The 21,005-nt window shown below is 44.1% G+C and carries 11 protein-coding genes and 1 other RNA gene; 9 read left to right on the top strand and 3 right to left on the bottom strand.

The annotated features are described in order from the left end of the window. The first annotated feature begins 22 nt into the window (after window positions 1-22). Window positions 23-166: non-coding RNA, RtT sRNA (locus AC4IFB_RS03555), on the top strand. A 116-nt stretch (window positions 167-282) separates the two neighbouring features. On the opposite strand, the gene AC4IFB_RS03550 is transcribed toward AC4IFB_RS03555, so the two are convergent. Next, window positions 283-1,335, bottom strand: a complete 1,053-nt coding sequence (locus tag AC4IFB_RS03550; protein ID WP_490779412.1) for a Fic family protein — start codon at window positions 1,333-1,335, stop codon at window positions 283-285. Window positions 1,336-1,514: 179 nt separating this feature from the next. Between AC4IFB_RS03550 and AC4IFB_RS03545 the strand changes: the two genes are divergently transcribed. The 3 genes from AC4IFB_RS03545 to AC4IFB_RS03535 are packed head-to-tail and all read left to right on the top strand — an operon-like array spanning window position 1,515 to window position 2,288. Beyond that, window positions 1,515-1,679 carry a hypothetical protein gene (locus tag AC4IFB_RS03545; protein WP_490779411.1) on the top strand — a complete coding sequence of 55 codons (165 nt, stop codon included), beginning with the start codon at window positions 1,515-1,517 and terminating at the stop codon, window positions 1,677-1,679. Between the two features lie 40 nt (window positions 1,680-1,719). Beyond that, complete coding sequence (locus AC4IFB_RS03540) at window positions 1,720-1,995, top strand: type II toxin-antitoxin system Phd/YefM family antitoxin (RefSeq protein WP_490779410.1); 276 nt, start codon at window positions 1,720-1,722, stop codon at window positions 1,993-1,995. Next, on the top strand, window positions 1,992-2,288 hold the full coding sequence (locus AC4IFB_RS03535) for a type II toxin-antitoxin system RelE/ParE family toxin (protein WP_490779409.1): 297 nt from the start codon (window positions 1,992-1,994) through the stop codon (window positions 2,286-2,288). The genes AC4IFB_RS03540 and AC4IFB_RS03535 overlap by 4 nt, the downstream gene beginning before the upstream one ends. A 1,472-nt stretch (window positions 2,289-3,760) precedes the next feature. On the opposite strand, the gene AC4IFB_RS03530 is transcribed toward AC4IFB_RS03535, so the two are convergent. After that, the gene (locus AC4IFB_RS03530; protein WP_490779408.1) at window positions 3,761-5,986 is read right to left on the bottom strand and encodes a thrombospondin type 3 repeat-containing protein; all 2,226 of its coding nucleotides are present in this window, start codon (window positions 5,984-5,986) and stop codon (window positions 3,761-3,763) included. A 1,233-nt stretch (window positions 5,987-7,219) separates the two neighbouring features. Here AC4IFB_RS03530 and AC4IFB_RS03525 point away from each other — a divergent pair. The 3 genes from AC4IFB_RS03525 to AC4IFB_RS03515 all read left to right on the top strand — a co-directional run bounded on the left by AC4IFB_RS03525 (window position 7,220) and on the right by AC4IFB_RS03515 (window position 13,506). Beyond that, window positions 7,220-8,227, top strand: coding sequence for a metallophosphoesterase (locus tag AC4IFB_RS03525; RefSeq protein ID WP_490779407.1), 1,008 nt, complete (start codon window positions 7,220-7,222; stop codon window positions 8,225-8,227). A gap of 665 nt (window positions 8,228-8,892) precedes the next feature. Further along, window positions 8,893-10,728: a hypothetical protein gene (locus AC4IFB_RS03520; protein WP_490779406.1), complete on the top strand. Its 1,836-nt coding sequence runs from the start codon at window positions 8,893-8,895 to the stop codon at window positions 10,726-10,728. Window positions 10,729-10,899: 171 nt separating this feature from the next. Continuing rightward, window positions 10,900-13,506: a spermidine synthase gene (locus AC4IFB_RS03515; protein ID WP_490779405.1), complete on the top strand. Its 2,607-nt coding sequence runs from the start codon at window positions 10,900-10,902 to the stop codon at window positions 13,504-13,506. Between the two features lie 565 nt (window positions 13,507-14,071). Here AC4IFB_RS03515 and AC4IFB_RS03510 read toward each other — a convergent pair. Beyond that, window positions 14,072-16,234, bottom strand: coding sequence for a hypothetical protein (locus tag AC4IFB_RS03510; RefSeq protein ID WP_490779404.1), 2,163 nt, complete (start codon window positions 16,232-16,234; stop codon window positions 14,072-14,074). A gap of 635 nt (window positions 16,235-16,869) precedes the next feature. On the opposite strand from AC4IFB_RS03510, the gene AC4IFB_RS03505 reads away from it, so the two are divergent. After that, window positions 16,870-18,708, top strand: a complete 1,839-nt coding sequence (locus tag AC4IFB_RS03505; protein WP_490775133.1) for a type I secretion system permease/ATPase — start codon at window positions 16,870-16,872, stop codon at window positions 18,706-18,708. After that, complete coding sequence (locus AC4IFB_RS03500) at window positions 18,701-20,032, top strand: HlyD family type I secretion periplasmic adaptor subunit (RefSeq protein ID WP_490779403.1); 1,332 nt, start codon at window positions 18,701-18,703, stop codon at window positions 20,030-20,032. The genes AC4IFB_RS03505 and AC4IFB_RS03500 overlap by 8 nt, the downstream gene beginning before the upstream one ends. Window positions 20,033-21,005 lie beyond the last annotated feature (973 nt).

Genomic DNA, 21,005 nt, shown 5'->3' with positions numbered 1-21,005 from the left:
GCCCGGACCTGTGCGTTCGGGTTTTTTATTTCTACAGAGGAGATTCGAACCTTCGACTTCGAACAAGCCAGGTTCGACAGCCGAGCAAAGCGAGGCTGATCGTGGGAGCGCAGCGACAACGACCCGAAGGGCGAGGCGTAGCCGAGTAATCCTTCATGGCCCACCAAACATAAATATCAAAGCCCGGACCTGTGCGTTCGGGTTTTTTATTTCTACAGAGGAGATTCGAACCTTCGACTTCGAACAAGCCAGGTTCGACAGCCGAGCTTCTCTCTTCCCTGATTATTTACACCCATACCAGGTTCCTTTGCCGGTGCCGTGCTGAGCCAGATGTCCACCCGCTACAAGGGCTTGCAGGTGCTTTTTTACCGTGTTGCGATTGGCCACTGTGATTTGAACGATCTGACCGATCGTTAGTCGCCCGTGTTCTTTGGCGAGTTCCAGGATTTGCACGGAGAGTTCCGGCAGTTTCTCGACCAGGATTTTCTCGCGTGCGATCTTGGTTTCCAGGCGCGCTTTTTGTTTTTGCAAAGCGTGCAGAAAGTACATGACCCATGGCTGCCAATCGGGGGGGGCGGTGCGGATCGTACCTTGTGCTCCGCGTAGCGCCATGTAATAGCCTTCCTTGGTTTGCTCGATGACGCTTTCCAGTGAGCTATAGGGCACATAGGCGTAGCCGCTCCGTAGCAGCAGCAGGGTCGTGAGCACGCGGGACAGACGACCATTGCCGTCCTGGAAGGGGTGGATTTCCAGGAACACGACGGTAAAGACCGCAATGACCAGGAGCGGGTGAAGCTGTTTTTCTTCCAGTGCCACTCTTGTCCAAGCTACGAGTTCCGTCATCAGGCGGGGTGTGTCGAACGGTGTGGTCGTCTCAAACACGATGCCGATTTCCTTGCCCTCGGCGTCAAACGCCATCACATGGTTCGGATTGGTTTTGTATTCGCCTCTGTGGCGTTCGTCCTTGGCACTGTAGACGAGCAGGTCGCGGTGCAACTGTTTGACATGGTTTTCTGTGATATCAATGTCATTGGCGTGGGCGAAGATCGTTTCCATGACTTCGGCATAGCCCGCAACTTCCTGTTCGTCGAGGGTGTCGAACTTTTTAATCTCGATGTTCCTGAGTAATCGGTCGACCTCCCGGTCGGATAGCCTGCTGCCCTCGATACGGGTTGACGAGCCAATACTTTCGATTGTCGCGACATGGCGCAGAGCTGAAAGCCGCTCCGGGGCGAGCGTTCCCAGGGCGCGCCACGCACCCTTGAACTCATCCAGCTCGGCAATCAGCGAGAGGACTTCACGGGTGATATTGAGGGTATCTGTGTTCAAGCTCATACCCATATAAATACCCATAAATACCCATAAAGGCAAGGATTAATCAGAAGTATCCAGAAAAGCACCCATAAATATCCATAAATCAGAAGGTTTCGCCATGCGTTACCAAATAAGGTGTAGCCAGATAATACTTTTTTGGAGTGTTTGACCCCTGCCGGGGCAGGGGGCAGATTTGTGAGGTGAAGAAAGGGCTAGCGCAGCTCAGTCAACAACACCGGTTGACTGAAGCCTTCCAGGGCCGCACCGCTGGCCGTGAAAAACGCCTTCCAATGCTAAATGGTGCCTGTCCTGATTACTGGTGGATGGCCGTAACAATTCTTGATCAAAAAAACGAAAAGGTGTAAACAGAGAATAATATGTTTTTAATCTGTTTTGGGGAATGCAATGTTCAATAGCTCCGATATCCATACCGTAACGGACTTCAGCCGAAAACCTGCCGAACATATCAAGCGACTGGCCAAAACCAAACGCCCGGAGATCCTCACCGTAAACGGCAAGGCTGCCGTGGTCGTTCAGGACGCGGAAACCTATGAAAAAATGGCCGAGTTGGCTGACTATGCAGAGAGCATTATCAATATTCGACAGGCACTGTCAGAAGAGGGAAGACCTCTAGGTGAGTTTTCAACAGGATTCGAAGCGAAACACGGTATTAAACGTTGAGAAAATACCGAGTAGATATCAAATCCACAGCCGAAAACGATCTCGAGCAACGCTATCTGCAAATAGCCGAAGAGTCACCCAAGAATGTCGTGAGCTGGTATCTGGATATGATCTCAGCCATTGAAAAACTCGATACCCTGGCAGAACGATGCCCCATTGCACCGGAGGACGTAGATATACGTTTGGGTATCCGGCATTTGATCATCGGCAATTATCGAGTCCTCTATGTCATTAGCAATGATGTCGTCGAGGTTCTCCATATTCGTCATGGTAGGCATGACAGAAAGCTATAGGTTGTAAACAGTCACCAGTGATTCAATTGACTGTTACTCTTTGAAGCGTTCAACCCCGAGCCGGACGGCCTCATCTTCCAGTGCTCGTAACTATCACACCTGACCCGATGGATAGGCGCTAATAGATCGCAAATTTAACACCAGCCGGTATACGTTTAGTTCAAGCGGTGGTTAATCGTCATGATTAGCCGTAGCGGGGTGATAAATGGATTAGTGACTATACGTTAAACAGTAAAGTGTGCGAAAGGTTCTCAATGCGTCAATAGAGAAGACAGCGCTCACTGAATCAATTGATTTGCGTCTCGGTATCTTACTAGATAAATAAGGTTTTGAATTTCTTTTTGCTTACTCCTAATCCATTGATCGTGGGAGCGCAGCGACTACGACCCGAAGGGCGAGGAGCAGCCGAGTAATCCTTCATGGCCCACCATGAACCCATAAAACCGGATCTCAGTATTCGTGTTTTCCTTTTCTACTCGTATTTATTTGAGAAGTTGTCAGACTTGTTGGTAATAACATTCTCACCGATTCCCGTTCAGGCATGAATAAAATCTCTGACAGATGCAGAAAGTGAAAGATTAAAAAATACGGTACCAGAGGTATGACTATTTTGAACTGATTATCACTATCGAGACTATGGTGATAAACCAAAACTTTACTGTATAGATCCAGAAAAGCATGTGTAGGATATAATTATTGCCTAGAAATTTAAGGGATAGCGTCCAGTCATCGAAAACAAAAATATTTTGCCAATTGGAGATTCCCAAAATTCATGCCAATTTGCTCCGAACTTAGTAGCATACTCGTTTGATTGACGATTATTGTCTGAAATAGAGTCATTTTTTGGGGAAGTGGAGCAACCACTTAGAATCACAAGAGTGATTATAATTAAAGCGTTTTTGAATTTATTCTGCATAAGTATATCCCTATAAACATTGCAAAAGACAGTTTCTAGCATAATGGAAATCAGGGGTCGGAGTCGAGAGTCCCTATATCGTGAATCACCTCGAAAAATAGTAAGTGCATTTCTCTAGCAAGCATTTCCGTTCTAGATTCGTCTCCGACCTCGGAGGTAATGTCTATACATCTCAATGATATGAATCATAAATGAAGCGATGTTTATGGTCTGAGTCGCATTTTAATAATATGGTTGGACTGTTTTTTCAGTTGACGACGAGTGATGGTGGAAATAGATATCAGTGAGCAATAGAGACGAAAAGGAAATAGTAACTTAAAAATACATAGAATGAATACTATTGAGTACTAAATTATTATCCTATGTATAAATTCTTTTACGGGCTCCTTTACCAGTACCATGCAGGGTATTATGTTTCTCCTATACAAAGGACTATAGGTACTTTGTAGTCAATTGCGGCTTGCACTTGTGATCTGGTCAATCTGATTAATGGTCAGTCTTCCATTGAAGCAGGCGGCTAATTGCAATGCCCAATTTGCTTGTCTATCGATTTCCATTAGTGAACCGTTCCGCCCACAGGAATTGATACCGGAGTGTTTGTTGCGTTATCCGATACAATAGTAAAGCTTCCACTCAGATTGCCAGGGCCACTTACATTGCAATTGAATTGAAGTGATACGGTGGAGGGAGCCACGCCACTGGTTGGCGTTACATTCAGCCATGGGATACTATTCTCAATTCTCCAGCTCAAACTGCCATCGCCACTATTGCCGATAGTGAGCTGACCAATCTCCTGAGGACAGGGTGACTCACCAATGTAGTGATCGAAAAGGAATGCTGTCTGTTCGGGTACGTCAATTTCAGGAGTGGTTGCCGGTGGCGGCTGTATGATTTCCTCTTCCTCTTCTGGTGGGGGATCCTCTACAACCGTGTTATCACATACTACTTCGATATTGACCCGTCGATGAATGCCTCCAGCCTGTACTGAAATGGCATCGGCAGAGCCTGCCTCCGAGGGCGCTGTGTAGGTTATGGATCGTTGAAAGATAAAAGTGTCTACGCCATCTTTGTAATGTTTTATAACCAACGGATTGGCGCGTTCGTTTGCGGGAATTTCCCTCTCAATTTCAACGCCGTCGCGATTGAGTTTTGCAGAGCCACCGATATTACGTTCAAAGTGGACGACCGTTTCGTTTCTGCAGGTGTTGTTGTATAGGTAGAGTGTTTTCTCTTCTCCACAAGCTACAACGATATTTTCGATATATAGTGAGCCTGATTGTGGACGAGTATTCTCTTGGTATCGCACGGAACGTTGAATAATGCTTGGAGAGGTGGCTGATAGATAAAGGCCTCTCTGCTCGGTGTCATAGTCAATCCATTGGCAGTTTCTTTTTTTATGATTGTCATGACAGCCGATTGGTTCATATAACTCATCGATATCATCAGAGAATATTCTTAAAATCTCCACGGCACGGTAGGCGAAGTCTCCCCGCTCATTTGTGCAGCAGTTGTGCAGTACAGATTCATGGCAGGTGGAGCCTAGGTAGACTTGGACTTCCGTCACTGAATCTGTTTGCGGTTCAGCATCGGGTCCCGCCAGGGGGCCGTCATAGTCCAAACAACAGGGATAGGTATTGTAATCCTCTTTGCAATTACCAGAGACACCCTCATCACCTTGCTCTTCATATGGTAGTATCTGAGGTAAATCTGTATGTTCATGTTTGGCATGATGTAATGCATCGTTTTTTGCAGCAGAAACTGGATTGTGACAAACGTCCCCATCCATACCGCATGGTTTTGGGAAGGTGCCCTTGATGTCGATCACCGTTGGGTTCAAGGCGTCGCTACTCAATTTATGCAGAGGAAAGGTAAAAAGTGGCTTATCAGCCGTTGGTTCTCTAACGACAACAGCAAGCCCGGAATCGGAATCTGATATTGGATCAAGGGTAAAGTAACCATCAGGGTCAATCATAACCTTCTGATTATGAGTGATAACCCAATTACCTCCTTGTGGTATGGGTCCAAATACAATGGTATTGGGATCATCTTCTGATACCCCCAACAGGGTTGAATCCAGAAGTGCGGGATCATCAATGATTGCCTGGACTTCTTCCTGTGTGGCCAGTTTTTTGACCAGGCTCAGAGTCAATTGGCCGTATAGCGGCATTTCTGGCGGAAAGGAGCAGGCGTCACCCTTGCTATCCTGGTTACTGTCTTCCTGGCCTGGATTAGATTCATAGGGGCAGTTGTCACTCTCGTTCTCAATGCCGTCGTTATCAACATCTTGATTAGAGATTAATTCTAATACTTTGAAATCAGCATCTATTGCATCCACTACACCATCCCCATCACTATCTTGAGTTTGCAATGGGTTTCGTTGGAGAAGTGCTACTGCATGATCAGGCAACAGTAGGATGTTGCCGATCTCTTCAGTTGCGCCCGATGGCAACTGGAATTGATCGATGAACTCCTCCAGCCGTCTCCCTTGACTGATGCGAGGATTATCGTAGACAAGTACGCCAAGATCGCTTCCTGAACTGTCTACGAGCCTGAGAGAGACTGGAGTCTCCGCAGGAATATCAACCTCAAAATTACATTCCTGTGTAATATTGGATTGTGAAATGGTTTCGTCTCCACGAAAAACTAAGATTTTTACCGCGGCACTAGGGCAGGCAGTGGATGACTCATCTGAAGCCGTATTGGTGACTAAACGGCCAGATATCGTTGCAGTTGAATCATTTTCCCCGCTATCTGAATCATTGCACCCCGCTAGTATGGACAACGACAATAGAAGTGTTAGTAGATAGAATACTTTTAATATTAGACATTGCATGATGTTTGGGAATTATTAAGAAGAGTCCAAAGGCGGATTCAAACAAACATAACCCCACCCACGCGGTTGTTTATAAAACCTTAATCCATACATGTGATTTGATTATAGGTAATATAATTTAAACAATTAGGTCATTGAACGTATGTTGTCAAGCATGCTATGGGAATTGAGAGTATATAGTAGGGCACTGATGTTCAGGTGATATACCGAGGCAGTCATGATTATTTTTCTGATCTGACTTAGCATGGCATTCCGTGACATCCAACATTTGAAAATTATAAATATATATATTTATTTATGGGATGTGCGTAAGAGTAGTTCTGGGAGTTTATAATGACTGCGTTGATTGCTATAAGGATCAGATTCAGATCTCTAAATCAAAACTATAAATGTAAACCTTATAGTTCAATACAGTCTGCTACGTTAGAGTTAGAAAATTTTAAGAGTGTTAGCTTTGGCTTTATATGGATTGTCAGCAGGTAATGGTGGGGCAGGGCCCCACCCTACACTTTGTAGATGGAGAAAGTTCAATTTAGATTGGTAGGGTGGGGCCATGCCCCACCAATTTCGCTAGAGAAGATGGATTATCAACTATTTAGTCTTGTTATAAATCATAATCCAGTCTCTTTATCATCAGCAATCCATGTTAATTAACATGCGACATTCCGGGGTATCAAACATTTGAAAAATATAAATATCTATATATTAAATAATTAATGGTATGTGTGTAAGAGTGGTTCGGAGTAATTGCAATGACAATATGTCATAAAACTGGCTCTACTAATCTTCGAAAGAATTTGTGGATGAACCCAAATACCCCTTTATTACACAATTATTACATAAACTTCTATGTTAAGTAGATGTCATGCGGTACATACTTCTTTTCTCCGCAAAGTATGTCAGATGAAATGATCAACAAATCAACTGTTTAGTAACCTTGTGAATAATCTATCAAGATCAGCAGTACAGCTGAACTCTTCCAGTGTGTTTAGACTTAGTTCACTTCTAAAAAAACAACACAAATATCAGATATCAATAATGTGCTGGTAATAACCTATGCGTAGTGTTTACCACATTCCGATTGATCTAAAAATGACAACAATTTATTTCATTGGAATGATTGTAAAACATAATTATATGTGACTGATTAAATCTTAAATAATCTAAGATGAGGTATTGATCATGAAGAGTATTTTGACAATAGTATTTTCTGTAGTGCTTGGATCCGGTGTTGCAAATGCCGGAAGTCATGAGAATCACGACTGTAAATATCAAAATAATTGTAGTAGAGCAAATGCTAGTTTTGGTATTATTACAGACATACACCATACGAATAAACCAAATACATCCTCGCGCACCTACTCTGCGGCCCTGGATAAGATGACACGGTTCGTGAAAGTCATGAACAGAAAAGCCGATTTTGTTATCGAATTGGGTGACTATGTTGATACGCTGGTAGACGGCAAAGACCCAATCCAGAACCTTGATGAGATAGAAACGATCTATGCGGGCTTTAAAGGCCCACGTTATCATGTTTTGGGTAACCATGAGTTCGATAATCTATATCGGAACGATTTTCTGGAATACATAAAAAATAGTGGTATACCCGATGGTGAGACATACTATTCATTCAACCAGAACGGTGTACACTTCGTAGTCCTGGATGCAGACTACACTGTTGCAGAGCCACATCTGCCTTTTGATATGCAGGATCCCAGTGCTCCGTTTTGGAGCTGGAAAGATGCTTGGGTGCCTCAGCAAGAGTTGGATTGGTTGACTGCTGACCTTGCTGCTAACAACCTCCCTACAGTGGTATTTGCACACCAGGTTTTACATCGTGATACTACAGAGGCGCATACGATTAAGAATGCTGACGTTGTACGTGGTATTTTCGAACAAGATGGTCAAGTGGTTGCGGTTTTCTCAGGTCACGATCACCGAGGTGAAGTCGCAGTCCGTAATGGTATCCACTACTTTGTACTTGAAGGAAATGTAGGTATCAGTCTTGATTGGGATCAAGTAAGTCCGACAGAAGGGCTTGATCCTAAACTGGATTCTCCTTATACCTTTGTAAAAATTACTGAAAAGAGAGGGGAGAGCTTTAATGGCATGAGGAGTTATCAGGTGAAGCTTGTTGGTAATGCTCAACAGTACAGCTTTACAGACCAGGTTCAGATTTCTAAACCATAACTATACTAATTTACCTGGTAGTCTAATAAAGTCTGCTACTGTGAGAGTTTGTAAATTCAAAGGGTGTTAGGTATGGCATTTGTTGGATTATCAGCAGGCATTGGTAGTGCAGGGCCCCGCCCAGCAAGATGAGTACGACAGGTAGATGGGGAAGGGCAAATTCTTATCCGGCTGGGTAGGGTGGGGCTCTGCCCCACCAATCAGACAATAAGTGGCACTCCTAACCTGCATATTACTAAATCCAGGATTAGATTAACAAGCCGAATTAGGAATGTAATAAGGAAATATAATATCCATATGTTTGTATATGTTTAATACAAATATTTATTTACTAAATAATTTCAAATAGTTGTCATAGTATTTAGTCTAGTTATAAATCAAAACCTAGTGTTATTGTCATTCTCACATTGACCCAAATCAATTCCGCGTAATTATTAAATAAAATTTATTATTTCTGCTGTTTTTTATCAAGTTTTGTTCATGCATCTGTCACCAAACTGCACGTCATTATCCCTATCATCTAGCTGCGGTGTCCTTGATGGAAAACAGCTACACATTACCACTGAATATATCCCGCTTTATATCCATCAAACTCTGCATGTTTCGTAACTCAGTAATGAAGAAGTTATGAGTAGTAAAAATAGCAACATTATGGAGTAAATAGAATGAAAACAGTGCGTCGTATAAAGACACGTTTGTTGGCAACAGCCATCACAATGGCACTTGGTGGATCATTTACAGTTTTATCAATAACCCCAACAACAGCTTTTTCTAGTCAGGATGAGTGCCAAGAGCAGTGTTCTGAAGAGGAAAGTCAGGCAGAAGAAAAAGATAATAGCAAAACAAGTGAAAGCAGAAGTAAATTGAAATGGAAATCAGGTGACTTTCATCAGCACAGCTACTACACAGATGGAAGTTATCGTTTCGAAGATGTAATGGAGAAAAATTCCAACTATCTCGATTGGTGGGCAAACTCAGAACATGGCGGTGAGCGAAACCGTGACGGAAACGGTGAATATTGGGATGACGTAAACATCTACCCTGAAAACCCTATTCTTGGCGATGTGGAATACTCAGGTGAGCACCAGGAGATGTGGCGTTGGCAGAGTCTTCGTGATTACGTTTTTCCTGATATTCAGGAAGCGCGTGTAAAATACCCTAAGAAAATTGTAATCAATGGATTGGAGTGGAATGTCCCCAGCCATGAGCACTGTTCTACTGCAATCCACCAATATGGTAAAGAAGCAACTGCAATCAGTGAATTTGAATATCGATTTGATAAAAGTGACGACGATACTAGCCGTAACGGTGAAGTAAGTATTCTTGCTTCCTATGGTCCATTAGAAAAGACCAATGAGACAGCTGAAGATGCTGTAGCTGGTGTTACTTTCATGCAAGCACTGAAAAAAGCAGGGATAGCTGATGCATGGGTGATTCCAGCTCACATCGAGCGAGCTAACAGCTACACCATCGCTGATTTTCGCAACTGGAACAATGCTGGTCCTGACGTAGCTTTTGGTTTCGAAGGTGCACCAGGTCATCAAACATCAGGTTCACGCGGTTTTGGCACAAGCTCCGATGGTGGTGGCACTTACGGTGGCGTCGGCTGGTATACCGCTACACTAGGTGGCCTGTGGGATGCGATGCTGGGTGAGGGGCGTCACTGGTGGAACTTTGCCAGTTCCGATTTTCATAACCATTGGAGTACCGGTGGTAGTGACTTCTGGCCTGGTGAATATCAGAAGATCTACACTTACATGAATACAAAAAGTAACATTCCGGAAGAGGCTGTTTTCGATTCACTTCGCTCAGGTGCCAGTTGGCATGTTGAAGGTGATTTGATCGATAAGCTCAATTTTACTGCGAGTGCAAAAGACAGTCGAAATGTTCGCAACAAAGTGATTATGGGACAAACTATCGAAGCCAAGCGTGGCTCTACTGTCACCCTCAAAATCAAGCTTCGTGATCCTGTTGGTACAAATAACTGCCCACTCGATATGGAGAATCCATCACTGGCGCAAGTTGGTATCAGCCAACCGCTTAATATGCCGGAACTTGACCATATAGATATAATTGGTGGCGAAGTTACAGGCTATGTTGATCCGTCCGATCCTGACTACTCAAAAGAGACGAATGAGTCTACAGCGGTGGTTGCCACATTCGAACGTGAAGATGGCCTTAAGAGCAACGGTAACATGACCTTTGTCTATAAGTTCAAAGCTGATAAAGATATGTACTTCCGGTTGCGTGGTACTAACCTTCCTGCGGATGTACCATTCGAAACTGATGCAGAGGGTAATCCTCTGGCTGACTCCGAAGCCGAAGACAATCTTTACAACATGAGTGGTGAAGAGCTTTCCAGTTACATGTTTAAAGATATCCTCGATCATGTCATTGAGAGCAAAATCGATAGAGCGACAACCAGCAAGTTGGACGAGGTTGCAGAAGCCTATGCAGATTTATGGTTCTACTCTAATCCTATCTTCATTCACGTAAAGTGAAGAGAGTTGGAGTAATTTAGCCAACTGCATGTGAGTGCTCCTCCACGGATGGAGGGGCCGCTCACTCTCTTTACCGCCCTCTTCAATCACTTATCCATAACAATTAATAATAGTTCGAAATACAAGCTTAATAATAATTCATGTTTTTAGAAACTGAGATTCTGTATCTACATGACAACAGCTAGACAGATTCAAACACTACTGCTACTCATAGCTACAGCTTCCGGTATTGCCGGGCTAGGCTATGAGATGATTTGGACCCGAATGCTCACCATGGCATTGGGTCATGAAATGCCCTCAGTACTCGCCGTCCTTTCTGCTTTTTTTATTGGTATGGCCCTGGGAGCTTGGACTTTACATGGCCCAATTGGGAAAACCAACCAACCAGCTCTTTGGTATGGGGTATTGGAAATTGTTGCAGGCCTTTGGGCTATGGGACTCGTGTTTTTCCTGCCACTGTTGAGTAATCATGCTGTGTTATGGCTGGGTACTGATCCTTCACCAGTTGAGCACTGGATGGTTGCCTTTAGCCTCCCAATAGTCACTCTGTTGCCGGCTACCTTCGTCATGGGTGCAACCCTGCCTGCCCTGGAAAGATGGATGACACAATTACGCAGCGATGGCTGGGTAGTGGGAGGCGTTTATAGTGCGAATACCCTTGGCGCAGCGATAGGTGTTGTGCTGACTACTTTTCTGATTGCTCCTGAATATGGATATTTCAAAACCGGTCTGGTGATGGCCACAATCAATTTTTGTTGTGGCAGTGCAGCAATTGCACTAAACAATAAATATAGAACTCCAGATGTTTCAGTAAATGTGCATATAGAAGAAGTTGGTAAACGCCATTCTATAAGGTCTGATACTTCTAACACGAAACTCTCAGTATTTTTCGTAACTGGTATGCTGGGTATCGGCCTTGAAGTCGTTGTTATACGGGTTCTTAATCAAATATTGGAAAATACAGTTTATACCTTTGCTCTTTTACTGGTGATCTATCTGGTGGGGACATCGATTGGAGCTGGGTTCTATCACAATTACGCCCGGAACAGAGACCCAGACAAAATTACCGCTCAACTGATCACCCTTACTGCAATAGGTGTAGCAGTAACAGCTGTTATGCTGTTTTTCTCACAACCGTTCCACCACTGGATGAGCATGTTGCTGGATAAAGGGTATGCATCATCGCTGTTTACAGAGATCACAATCGCTGTATTTGTGTTTCTTCCGCCTACTCTGGCAATCGGTGCCTTGTTCAGCCACTTGATGCAATGCGTTCGCGGCCCTCGTACTACCATTGGTCGGGCCGTGGCTATCAACACCTTCGGTAGTGCCCTGGCACCGCTGGTTTTCGGTGTTCTATTGTTGCCTATGATGGGCGCAAAAATGACGCTTATTCTGATTGCAGCTGGTTATCTCATGCTCTTTATTCTGCTGAACAGACAACCCTTCTGGTATACGTTTACACCAGTCGGGAGTCTGCTCATCCTGATTATAATCCCCACCAGTCTACGTATAGTCACCATCCCTACAGGGGGTGAATTGGTGGCCTATAGGGATGGGATTATGGCCTCGGTCTCTGTAGTTTCCGATCGACAGGGCCACCGTCACCTGAAAGTGAATGACCGCTTCCAAATGGGGGGAACATCATCACTCTATTCTGATCGGCGGGAAGGGCATATTCCCTTGTTGCTGCACCCTGATCCGAAACAGGCCCTTTTTCTGGGGGTTGGAGCAGGCGTAACTTTTGCTGCTGCTGCTGAATATCCTGATCTCAAAGCGGATGCTATTGAATTGATCCCCGAGGTGCTTGAGTTATTGCCTTACTTTACCGAGTCAACAGGCATACTCAGTGATAATGACAGGTTAAGTCTAAAAAGCTCAGACGCCAGACGTTTTGTAGCATCAGCAGGTCATAGTTATGATGTGGTTATAGCCGACCTGTTCCATCCTGCACGAGATGGCGCTGCCAGCCTCTATACTCGTGAACATTTTGTAAAAATTAAGGATCTGCTATCAACTGATGGGCTTTTTTGTCAATGGCTGCCGCTTTACCAATTGGATCGCCAGACCTTAAATAGCATCATCCGAACCTTTTTGGATGTTTACCCAAAAGGTAGCGCTTGGTTGGCTCACTACAGTGTGGATGCACCGATACTTGGATTGATAGGAAGTAAAAAAGATATCCGTATTGAAAGCGACTGGCTGAACCGGCGTGTCAAACAGAAATCGCACTACAACGCCCTACGGGAAGTCCGTCTACACGAACCACTAACCCTTCCAGGAAGTTATCTGGGGAACGGTCTGGCATTAAAGAGATTTGCAGGACCTGGCCCTGTGAATAGTGATGATCACCCGATACTGTTATATCAGGCACCTGGTTATGTCTATCGTGCAGAAAGCAAACCCTCTGAACTGCTTTTGGAAGTAATCCACGGGGTAGAGGCAAAACCTGAGGATATTCTTCAAGCGAACTCAACCAGGGCACACAGTAGATTATCTGCATATTGGTTAGCGAGAGACAGCTTTATAATAGCTGGAACAGAATCTCAGCGATCGATGGATCCTTATACACTTCTACATAACATTGAGGAACCACTCCTTACAGTGTTAAAAACAAGTCCTGATTTTTCACCCGCCTATTTCCCATTAATAAAACTTGCCAGTGTATTATCAAAGACTGCACCCGATGCCAGCAAGACACTACTGCATCGTCTTGAGCAGGTGGCACCTGCTCGTCATGAGGCGACAGTTCTGATGCAACATCTATTCAAAGAATAATGTGACTTCCAGTTTGCTCAACAATTTCCAGCATATCCGGGATCTCCAACATTAGAAAATTATATATATATTTATTTATTGGATGTGCGTAAGAGTAGTTCTGGGGATTTGTAATGACTGCGTTGATTGCTATAAGGATCAGATTCAGATCTCTAAATCAAAACTATAAATGTAAACCTGATAGCTCAATACAGTCTTCTGCAGTGTGAGTAAAAAGTTCAAAGAGTGCTAGGTTTGGCTTTGTGTGGATTGTCAGCAGGTATTGGTGGGGCAGGGCCCCACCCTACACTTTGTAGATGGAGAAGGGTCAATTCAGATTGGTAGGGTGGGGCCCTGCCCCACCAACTGCTCTAGAGAAGATGTATTATTTGACTATTTAGTCTTGTTGTAAATTATATTCCTGTCTCTTTATCCTCAAGCAACCAATGTCAATTAACAGGTGATCTTTAGGTGTCGTTAATTAGTGATTCACAGACTGTTTGTGAATAGTTACATATAAATATGTCACGTTAAGAATGTTTATTGGGTGTCCCTGGGTACATCTTTACCCCAGGAATACTTCTTCTTATTGGCCGTTATTATTGAGATTTAAACGGTAGGCCAAAAAGAGCGGCGGTTTGTCGTAAGTAGGAATTGGATCGCCGTTTTTTAATGCAACATAAAGCAGGTCGTCGTCGACATCGTAATAAGCACCCGTCAAGGTCTTGTTACTGCCAATGGTATCAAATACACCATAGTCGTAGGGGCGTACTTCCCAGGGTTCAATGTTTCCTTCAATGACAGATACCATATCGTTGACGTCATACAGCCAGTAGTAGTTGTAATGGTCATTAGCTGCATAGGGGCATGGTCCGCCGCACAAGCGGCCGTTGTCTTGAGTAATTTTGTATCCCAATCCAGATTCATGGCCAGCAGAATGGCCTACAACCAGGTAAGTTGAGGTTCCTGGGATGATAAAGGCATATCCAGCGGAACTTGATACCGTCCATAGATGATTTTTACCATCGATTCGGTTGTATAGAATGCCACTGCTATCAACTGCTTCTATGTCATATAAGCTGGTATCATAAAGGATATGTTTCATTGAGTAATCCAGTGCAGTGATGGTCTCTATAGGGCCACCCTCACTTGCGCTGAGTAAACCATTTTCAGGTGTCCAGACAAATGCAGATGGTCCTACGGAAAGTCTGGAAATAATTGAGCCCTGACTCATTCCACTGATATGGGTGCCGCCTAATTTTGCTTGCCATTCAGCAGGTATCGGTGAGATCCATCCACCTGCATGTGCTTTGCCCTGCATTTGAAAAGGACCAGTCAACTGACTCTCTTGTAAATTAGAGGCGTCTTTAAAAACCATTGTTGTATCGGTTTCTTTTCCTGACGCATCGTACCAATTCATGTAGTTGACGATTAATTGGTTGTTAAGCTGTAGTAGGCCGGTTACCCTGAAGTAGCTATCAATGCCAGTAACATCGCGTTCGGTCTGGTAGATATCTTGAAATCGCTGGACTACAGTGTTTGCTTGCTTAAAATCGCGCGGATTATCACTAACTGTAAGCGCTGGTAGATTGATCTCACCAAAACCTTGCTCATAGGCATGGGTTACCATGAAAATTGTGTTTTTTGCTTCATCTATTGTAAATGGGCCTGGTGAGTAAGCGAGGATTGAATTGTCGCCATCCCCAACTTTTCCACCCATTACCCGAAAACCACCGGCATATTCTATTTGATTCCATTGCCACCGAGGCAGGCTGTTCGCATTGCTTGGTTGCGCAATACAGCTGACATATTCAAAGCTACCACTCCATGGAGATAGTCCCTGCTGAGTGCATTCGCGAACTTGAACCTCTTGAATGCAGGCCTCTAATGATTCAGCGGTTGGGCTTTGATAACGAAATCTCTGTAATTCTTCATTGCCGCAAGGTGTGTTTTCGTCACTAACAGGATCCTCAGTAACAGGATCCTCAGTAACAGGATCCTCAGTAACAGGATCCTCAGTAACAGGATCCTCAGTAACAGGATCCTCAGTAACAGGATCCTCAGTGACAGGATCCTCAGTGACAGGATCCTCAGTAACAGGATCCTCAGTAACGGGATCCTCAGTAACAGGATCCTCAGTAACAGGATTCTCAGTAACGGGATCCTCAGTAACAGGATCTTCAGTTCCAGGGTCATTACTAACGGGTGGACCTGCAACTGAAACCGAAACGGTATTCTCAGCATTGCCTCCTGAACCAGTACAAGATAGGTTGTATGTGCTGCTTACTGTCAGTGAGGTTAGAACTTCTTCTCCCGTAGGGTTTTTCTCACCCGACCAGGCGCCGGATGCCATGCAGCTATCTGCGTTACTCTCCCATCTCAGAGTGGTTGAGCCATTGAATGAAACATTTGCTGGAGTTGCAGAAAGAGAGACTGTTGTTGGTGGTGTATCAATTTTCACAGTTACCGAGGCACTGGCCGATTCGTTATCTTCAATACCCGTGCATGTGAGCTCGAATGTGCTCTCTTTCTGTATATTGCTTATTACTTCATTTCCTGAGAGTTCTTTACTGCCTGACCAGTCACCTGAGGCGATACAGTCAGTGGCATCCGTACTGCTCCATTCTAGTGTGGTTGAACTATTTTGAGTTACAACTTCTGGGTCGGCTGTAATAATGACTGTAGGTGAATCCTCACAGCCGGTCAGAGAGATAAATATTGCCAGGGGATATATTAGAAATCTGGTCATAGTATTTAGCATGATATTGTTCTCTTGGCGAGTTGCAGATGGCTTACTTTTGTTTACTTCGTATCTGTAACAGGTTCAAGAACTGTCATGATTCATCGTTATCCATAACTATGACCTCTCCGTAGAATCAAGGATATATAGTATTTTCAGTATTCGAAAAATAGTGAAATTATGTTTCTTATTTAACACTGTACTTCAGCAGCACAAATCACAACAAAAAAATAAGTAAAAGCGGAATAGGTTCACATGATTCATTATTTTAGTGAACAGGAGCACATGTCAGGTACCCTTGCTGCAGGGGGGGTATTGATCAATGTTCAATAATCGGTGTTAGATGTTACCCCCCCCCCATAACATCGATACCCACGAATATGGCCTCTCCAGCTATGTAAATAGTGACCAGGATCAACCGATGGGTTAATTTTGCTTGAACAAAGTTAAGGAACTATTAAGACTGCAGGCAAGAAAGGTCCTATATGTTGAGGGCCTTTCTTTCGTTATATAGCTTTTAGCCCTCTAAGGTATACTTAGTTGTATTAGAAATTTGCATCTATCTTTAAGTGGATTTTCGATCTTTGGCGTCTCTAAAAAGATTGGCTAGTCATATTTTGCATAGGGAAATGGTAAATAAGTTCATGTCAAACGACTTTTCCAATCAACAATTGTCACTTAAACCCTATTTATCTTGGCTATTGTTCTTCTCTGTTATAGCAAATGCACTAATGTTGGCGATGCCGTTGCATATGGCTCAGACCTACGACCGTGTCATCCCTGGACAAAGTATCGATACCTTGATTTATCTGACGCTTTTGGTTGCGGTAACATTAGCTATATTCGGCGTGATGGAGAGTTTACGCTCGCGTGTTGCTCAACGCATGAGCACCCATTTAGACCTCATTGCAACTTCAAAACTAGCAAAAAATACAATCAACAATCCAAAGATTGGTTCAAGAACAACCTCCCAACACTTAGCTGATGTTGTCATCTTACGGCAACTCCTCGCAGGCCGAGGCTTTATTGGTCTTTTTGATTTTCCCTTCGCACCGATATTTCTCATTGTGCTATTTCTCGTTCACCCGATTCTCGGTCTGCTCGGTGTTATCGGCGCAGCTATTTTGATCGGCGTTGCGATCTTAAACCAGACCATGACCAATAAACGCCAGGAAGATGCACGTCGTGGACAGATTGATGCGGGTCGTCATGTAAGTGATACCGTACAACGCATAGATGATGTCCGCGCATTAGGCTTAGGCCCAGGGCTATTGGGGCGCTGGAAAAGTGTCGCACTTCAATCTTCTTACGATCTTGACCAGGTTAATGGCATTAATGCTAATTTTTTCGGTTTGGTTAGGTTTATACGTCAATTCTTGCAAGTCTTACTGTTGGGTACAGGCGCATATCTGGCAATAATCGGCTCCATGTCAGCTGGTATGATCTTTGCGGCAAGCATTATTACTGGTCGTGCTTTGCAGCCGATTGAGCATCTCATTGGTAGTTGGCAACAGCTAACCACCGGACGTGAGGCTTGGAAGCGGCTGCAAGTCGTCCTGAGTGATTTGGAAAAAGACTCAATAGAACCACTATGCCTGCCTGACCTTGTTGGCATGATTTTCGTTTCTAATATTCAATATATCGCGGAAGGATCCACAGATGGGAAAAGAATCCTTTCCAACATTTCCTTTTCAGCTATACCCGGTGAAATTCTGGCAATTGTCGGCCCCAGCGGCGCAGGTAAGTCAACCCTTCTCAGGGTTCTTGCAGGTATCAATGCACCAAATGGCGGCACTGTACACTACGACAATTATGAAATTCATCACTGGGATCCAAGTCAGCTTGGTGCATCTCTCGGTTATATTGACCAGGATCCCAGTTTCTTTCATGGAACAATTGCAGCGAATATCAGCCGTTTTGACCCAAATGTGGACGATGATGAGATTATAGATGCCGCCAGTCTGGCGGGAGCCCACGCTTTCATCGGTTCTCTACCGGATGGGTATAATACGATTATTGGTGCTGGGGGTGTTCGTCTCTCAGGTGGTCAAATAAAACGCATAGCGCTGGCACGGGCATTCTTCCGAGATCCGCCGGTACTGTTGCTCGATGAACCTGATACAAATTTAGACGTTAAAGCATCAAAAGCTCTACGCGACTCTCTTCTTGCTGCAGCAAAACGGGGCAAAACTGTAATCATGATTTCTCATCGAGAGTACCTCATGAATATAGCCGACAAAGCGCTAAGGCTCAAAAACGGAGAATTAGTAGAATTCGGATCCAGCTCAAGCGTGTTGAAACTGCCTGAGCTTTATCATAAGAAACCTGAACTTGTTCAGCAGAAAAAAGAGCGGGGGAAGGTCAAATCTCTAGCTGGTATCCGTAATTATCAGCGTACCAGGCCTAAACCAAAAATTACCGTTGATACAAACCAGATCGCCCGCCTCATAGCGTCCAACAAGAGTGTCGGAGCGAATGATTAACTATCAAGAAGAAGCAGTTCTACAAAGTGTCACGAGCATTAACAGCTTAAAAAAAATTGGCACTTCGTTATTCGTGCTGTTCTTTGTCTTTTTCGGCGGATGGGCCGTTCTCGTGCCGCTTGGTGGTGCCGTCATTGCTCAAGGACAAGTCATCAAGGAGGGTAAATCCAAGGAGATCTCACACGAGTTGGGTGGCGTTGTTTCAGAAATACTCGTAAAAGAGGGGATGCGCGTCAAAGCAGGTGACGTGCTTGTTGTACTCGATGATGTGGACCGCAGATCTGTTCGAAATCGTTTGCAGGCACAGCAAGAGACCCTCGCTATAACACAAGCAAGACTATTTGCGGAACAAAAAGGAGCTGAGACGTTTACGATTGAAGGTCTCAGCGATCAGAACAAGCTTCTATCGAGGAGTGACTTCAACTCTCCCCAGTTCCAAGCTGCGCTCCAAGATCAAATGAAGCAATTTATTACACGCAAGTTAAATCGCACTAATGCTGTTGCATTGCTAGTGATTGAGCGAGACACCTTCGAGCAGGAGATTAATGGCATTAAAGATCAGATTACAGCTCTGAATGAAAGAATTGCCAGTTACTCCAATGAGCGCAAGATGTTGAATAAAGTCGTCAAGCAAGGATATACCAGAGCTGCAGATCTACGGCAAATTGAGCGTGAAATGGCGGAAGCCAAAGAAGACCATGCGCGCCTTAAAACTGAACTGCATACGCTGCCGATGAAAATGATGTTGACCACGAAACGTATTCAACAGATTGAAGATGAGTTTGCAGAAAAACTCAGTGCTGATATTTCTGAAAATAGGCAAAAGCTTGTAGAAGTTACAAGCCAGCTCGAGGCAGCCGAAAATGCCGTTGCTCGGGTGGAGCTCACGGCGCCTGTGTCAGGTGTAATAGATAAAATATATGTAAACACAGTCGGCAGCGCTGTCGCGGCCTATACGCCGATTGTTGAAATTGTTCCGGAAAATGAGAGCCTGATTGTGGAAGTTCAGGTTAATCCGACAGACATAGATCTTGTCCTCATTGGTCAGGACGCGCAAGTGGTGATGAGTGCTTTTGACCGGAATGAGGTGCTTCCAGCTAAAGCTAAGACTATCTTTATATCGCCAGATAGACGAGTGAATGAGACAAACGGTACCAGCTATTTTGCAGCGCGCCTTGAGGTTGATCCAGCAGAAATCGCAAAACTCCCTCCAGTCTCTGCAGGTATGCCCGTTGAAGCTTATCTGAAGACAAAAGAGCGGACCTTCGCCGGCATAATATTTGAACCATTTACAGACAGTATTAGGCGTTCGTTTAGAGGGTAACTTTATTCCCGTTCTCAACGACCGGCGATCATCAGCAGTAATTGAATGGCGGCATCACTGGAGGTATACGAGGAGGACTCCTGATGCTGTGGTGACCGGTGGTTGAATCAATAGTGTGGTGCCATGTGCGAAGCCGTTTGAGGCTGCAATAAAGGCACCAATTCGGTGCTGTCGATAGAGTGCGGTTCTGCTCGTTGATGCAGGTATTCTTAATGGATGTGGCTTTATAAGAATTGGAATTATTCTAATTATTATGTTCCTGATCAATCATTAACATAGCCGGAATAAGAGTACTATAGTGAAAATTTATCTGATAAACTGAAAAAAGAAAATAGTATATTGCATCATTTCAGGAGATCTCAAGCAATTTGGCTTGGATTGTAGAGACGCTATATTGTAGCGGATTTAATTAAGGATCGAGTTGATAGAGAGTTGGGTGTCATTTCAGTAGGACGGCTTCTACATCGTTAAGAAGTATCAATAAAAGCAATTTTTACAGGGCTGAGAAAAACAGTGCAAGAGGATAGGGCTGTCTCCTTTGATGTAGCCTGTTTATTATGATTAACACTATATTGTTTTAATGGCTGCCATAACTACCGATCTCAGTTCATGCAATTCAAATCGCTTGTGTCTTCGGGCGCAAATAACTATCCAAATACAAAGATCTTTTACCACGAATATGTTGCCATGAATAAAGAGATTTAAGCAGTAACTTAAAGGAATGCTGCATCATTATGGAGATGCATAATGAAGGAAGAACACAGGCGAATGGTATTGAATAGTAAATACAAATCTTGCGGTTTTCTGAATGCAATCCTATTCGATAATACTAAGGAACCTTTGATCAATTCGTGAACTCGCATCTTGCCCCTAAAATGTCCAGTTTCTGCGTTATGGATCTTCGCAATAGCCTGCTATTACGTGCGATCCATGCCTTGAACCAGAACATTTTAGTGCACAATCTGCTTCGTAC

The organism is Candidatus Thiodiazotropha sp. AKIB8 (genome assembly GCF_058244675.1).
Note: the sequence above shows the minus strand (reverse complement) of the source record. Positions and strands in the feature narration are given on the sequence as shown.

Bases quoted from the DNA above. Each gene is read 5' to 3' on its own strand.
- AC4IFB_RS03550 (WP_490779412.1), bottom strand. From the start codon at position 1,335: ATGAGCTTGAACACAGATACCCTCAATATCACCCGTGAAGTCCTCTCG.
- AC4IFB_RS03540 (WP_490779410.1), top strand. From the start codon at position 1,720: ATGTTCAATAGCTCCGATATCCATACCGTAACGGACTTCAGCCGAAAA.
- AC4IFB_RS03525 (WP_490779407.1), top strand. From the start codon at position 7,220: ATGAAGAGTATTTTGACAATAGTATTTTCTGTAGTGCTTGGATCCGGT.
- AC4IFB_RS03520 (WP_490779406.1), top strand. From the start codon at position 8,893: ATGAAAACAGTGCGTCGTATAAAGACACGTTTGTTGGCAACAGCCATC.
- AC4IFB_RS03515 (WP_490779405.1), top strand. From the start codon at position 10,900: ATGACAACAGCTAGACAGATTCAAACACTACTGCTACTCATAGCTACA.
- AC4IFB_RS03510 (WP_490779404.1), bottom strand. From the start codon at position 16,234: ATGACCAGATTTCTAATATATCCCCTGGCAATATTTATCTCTCTGACC.
- AC4IFB_RS03505 (WP_490775133.1), top strand. From the start codon at position 16,870: ATGTCAAACGACTTTTCCAATCAACAATTGTCACTTAAACCCTATTTA.
- AC4IFB_RS03500 (WP_490779403.1), top strand. From the start codon at position 18,701: ATGATTAACTATCAAGAAGAAGCAGTTCTACAAAGTGTCACGAGCATT.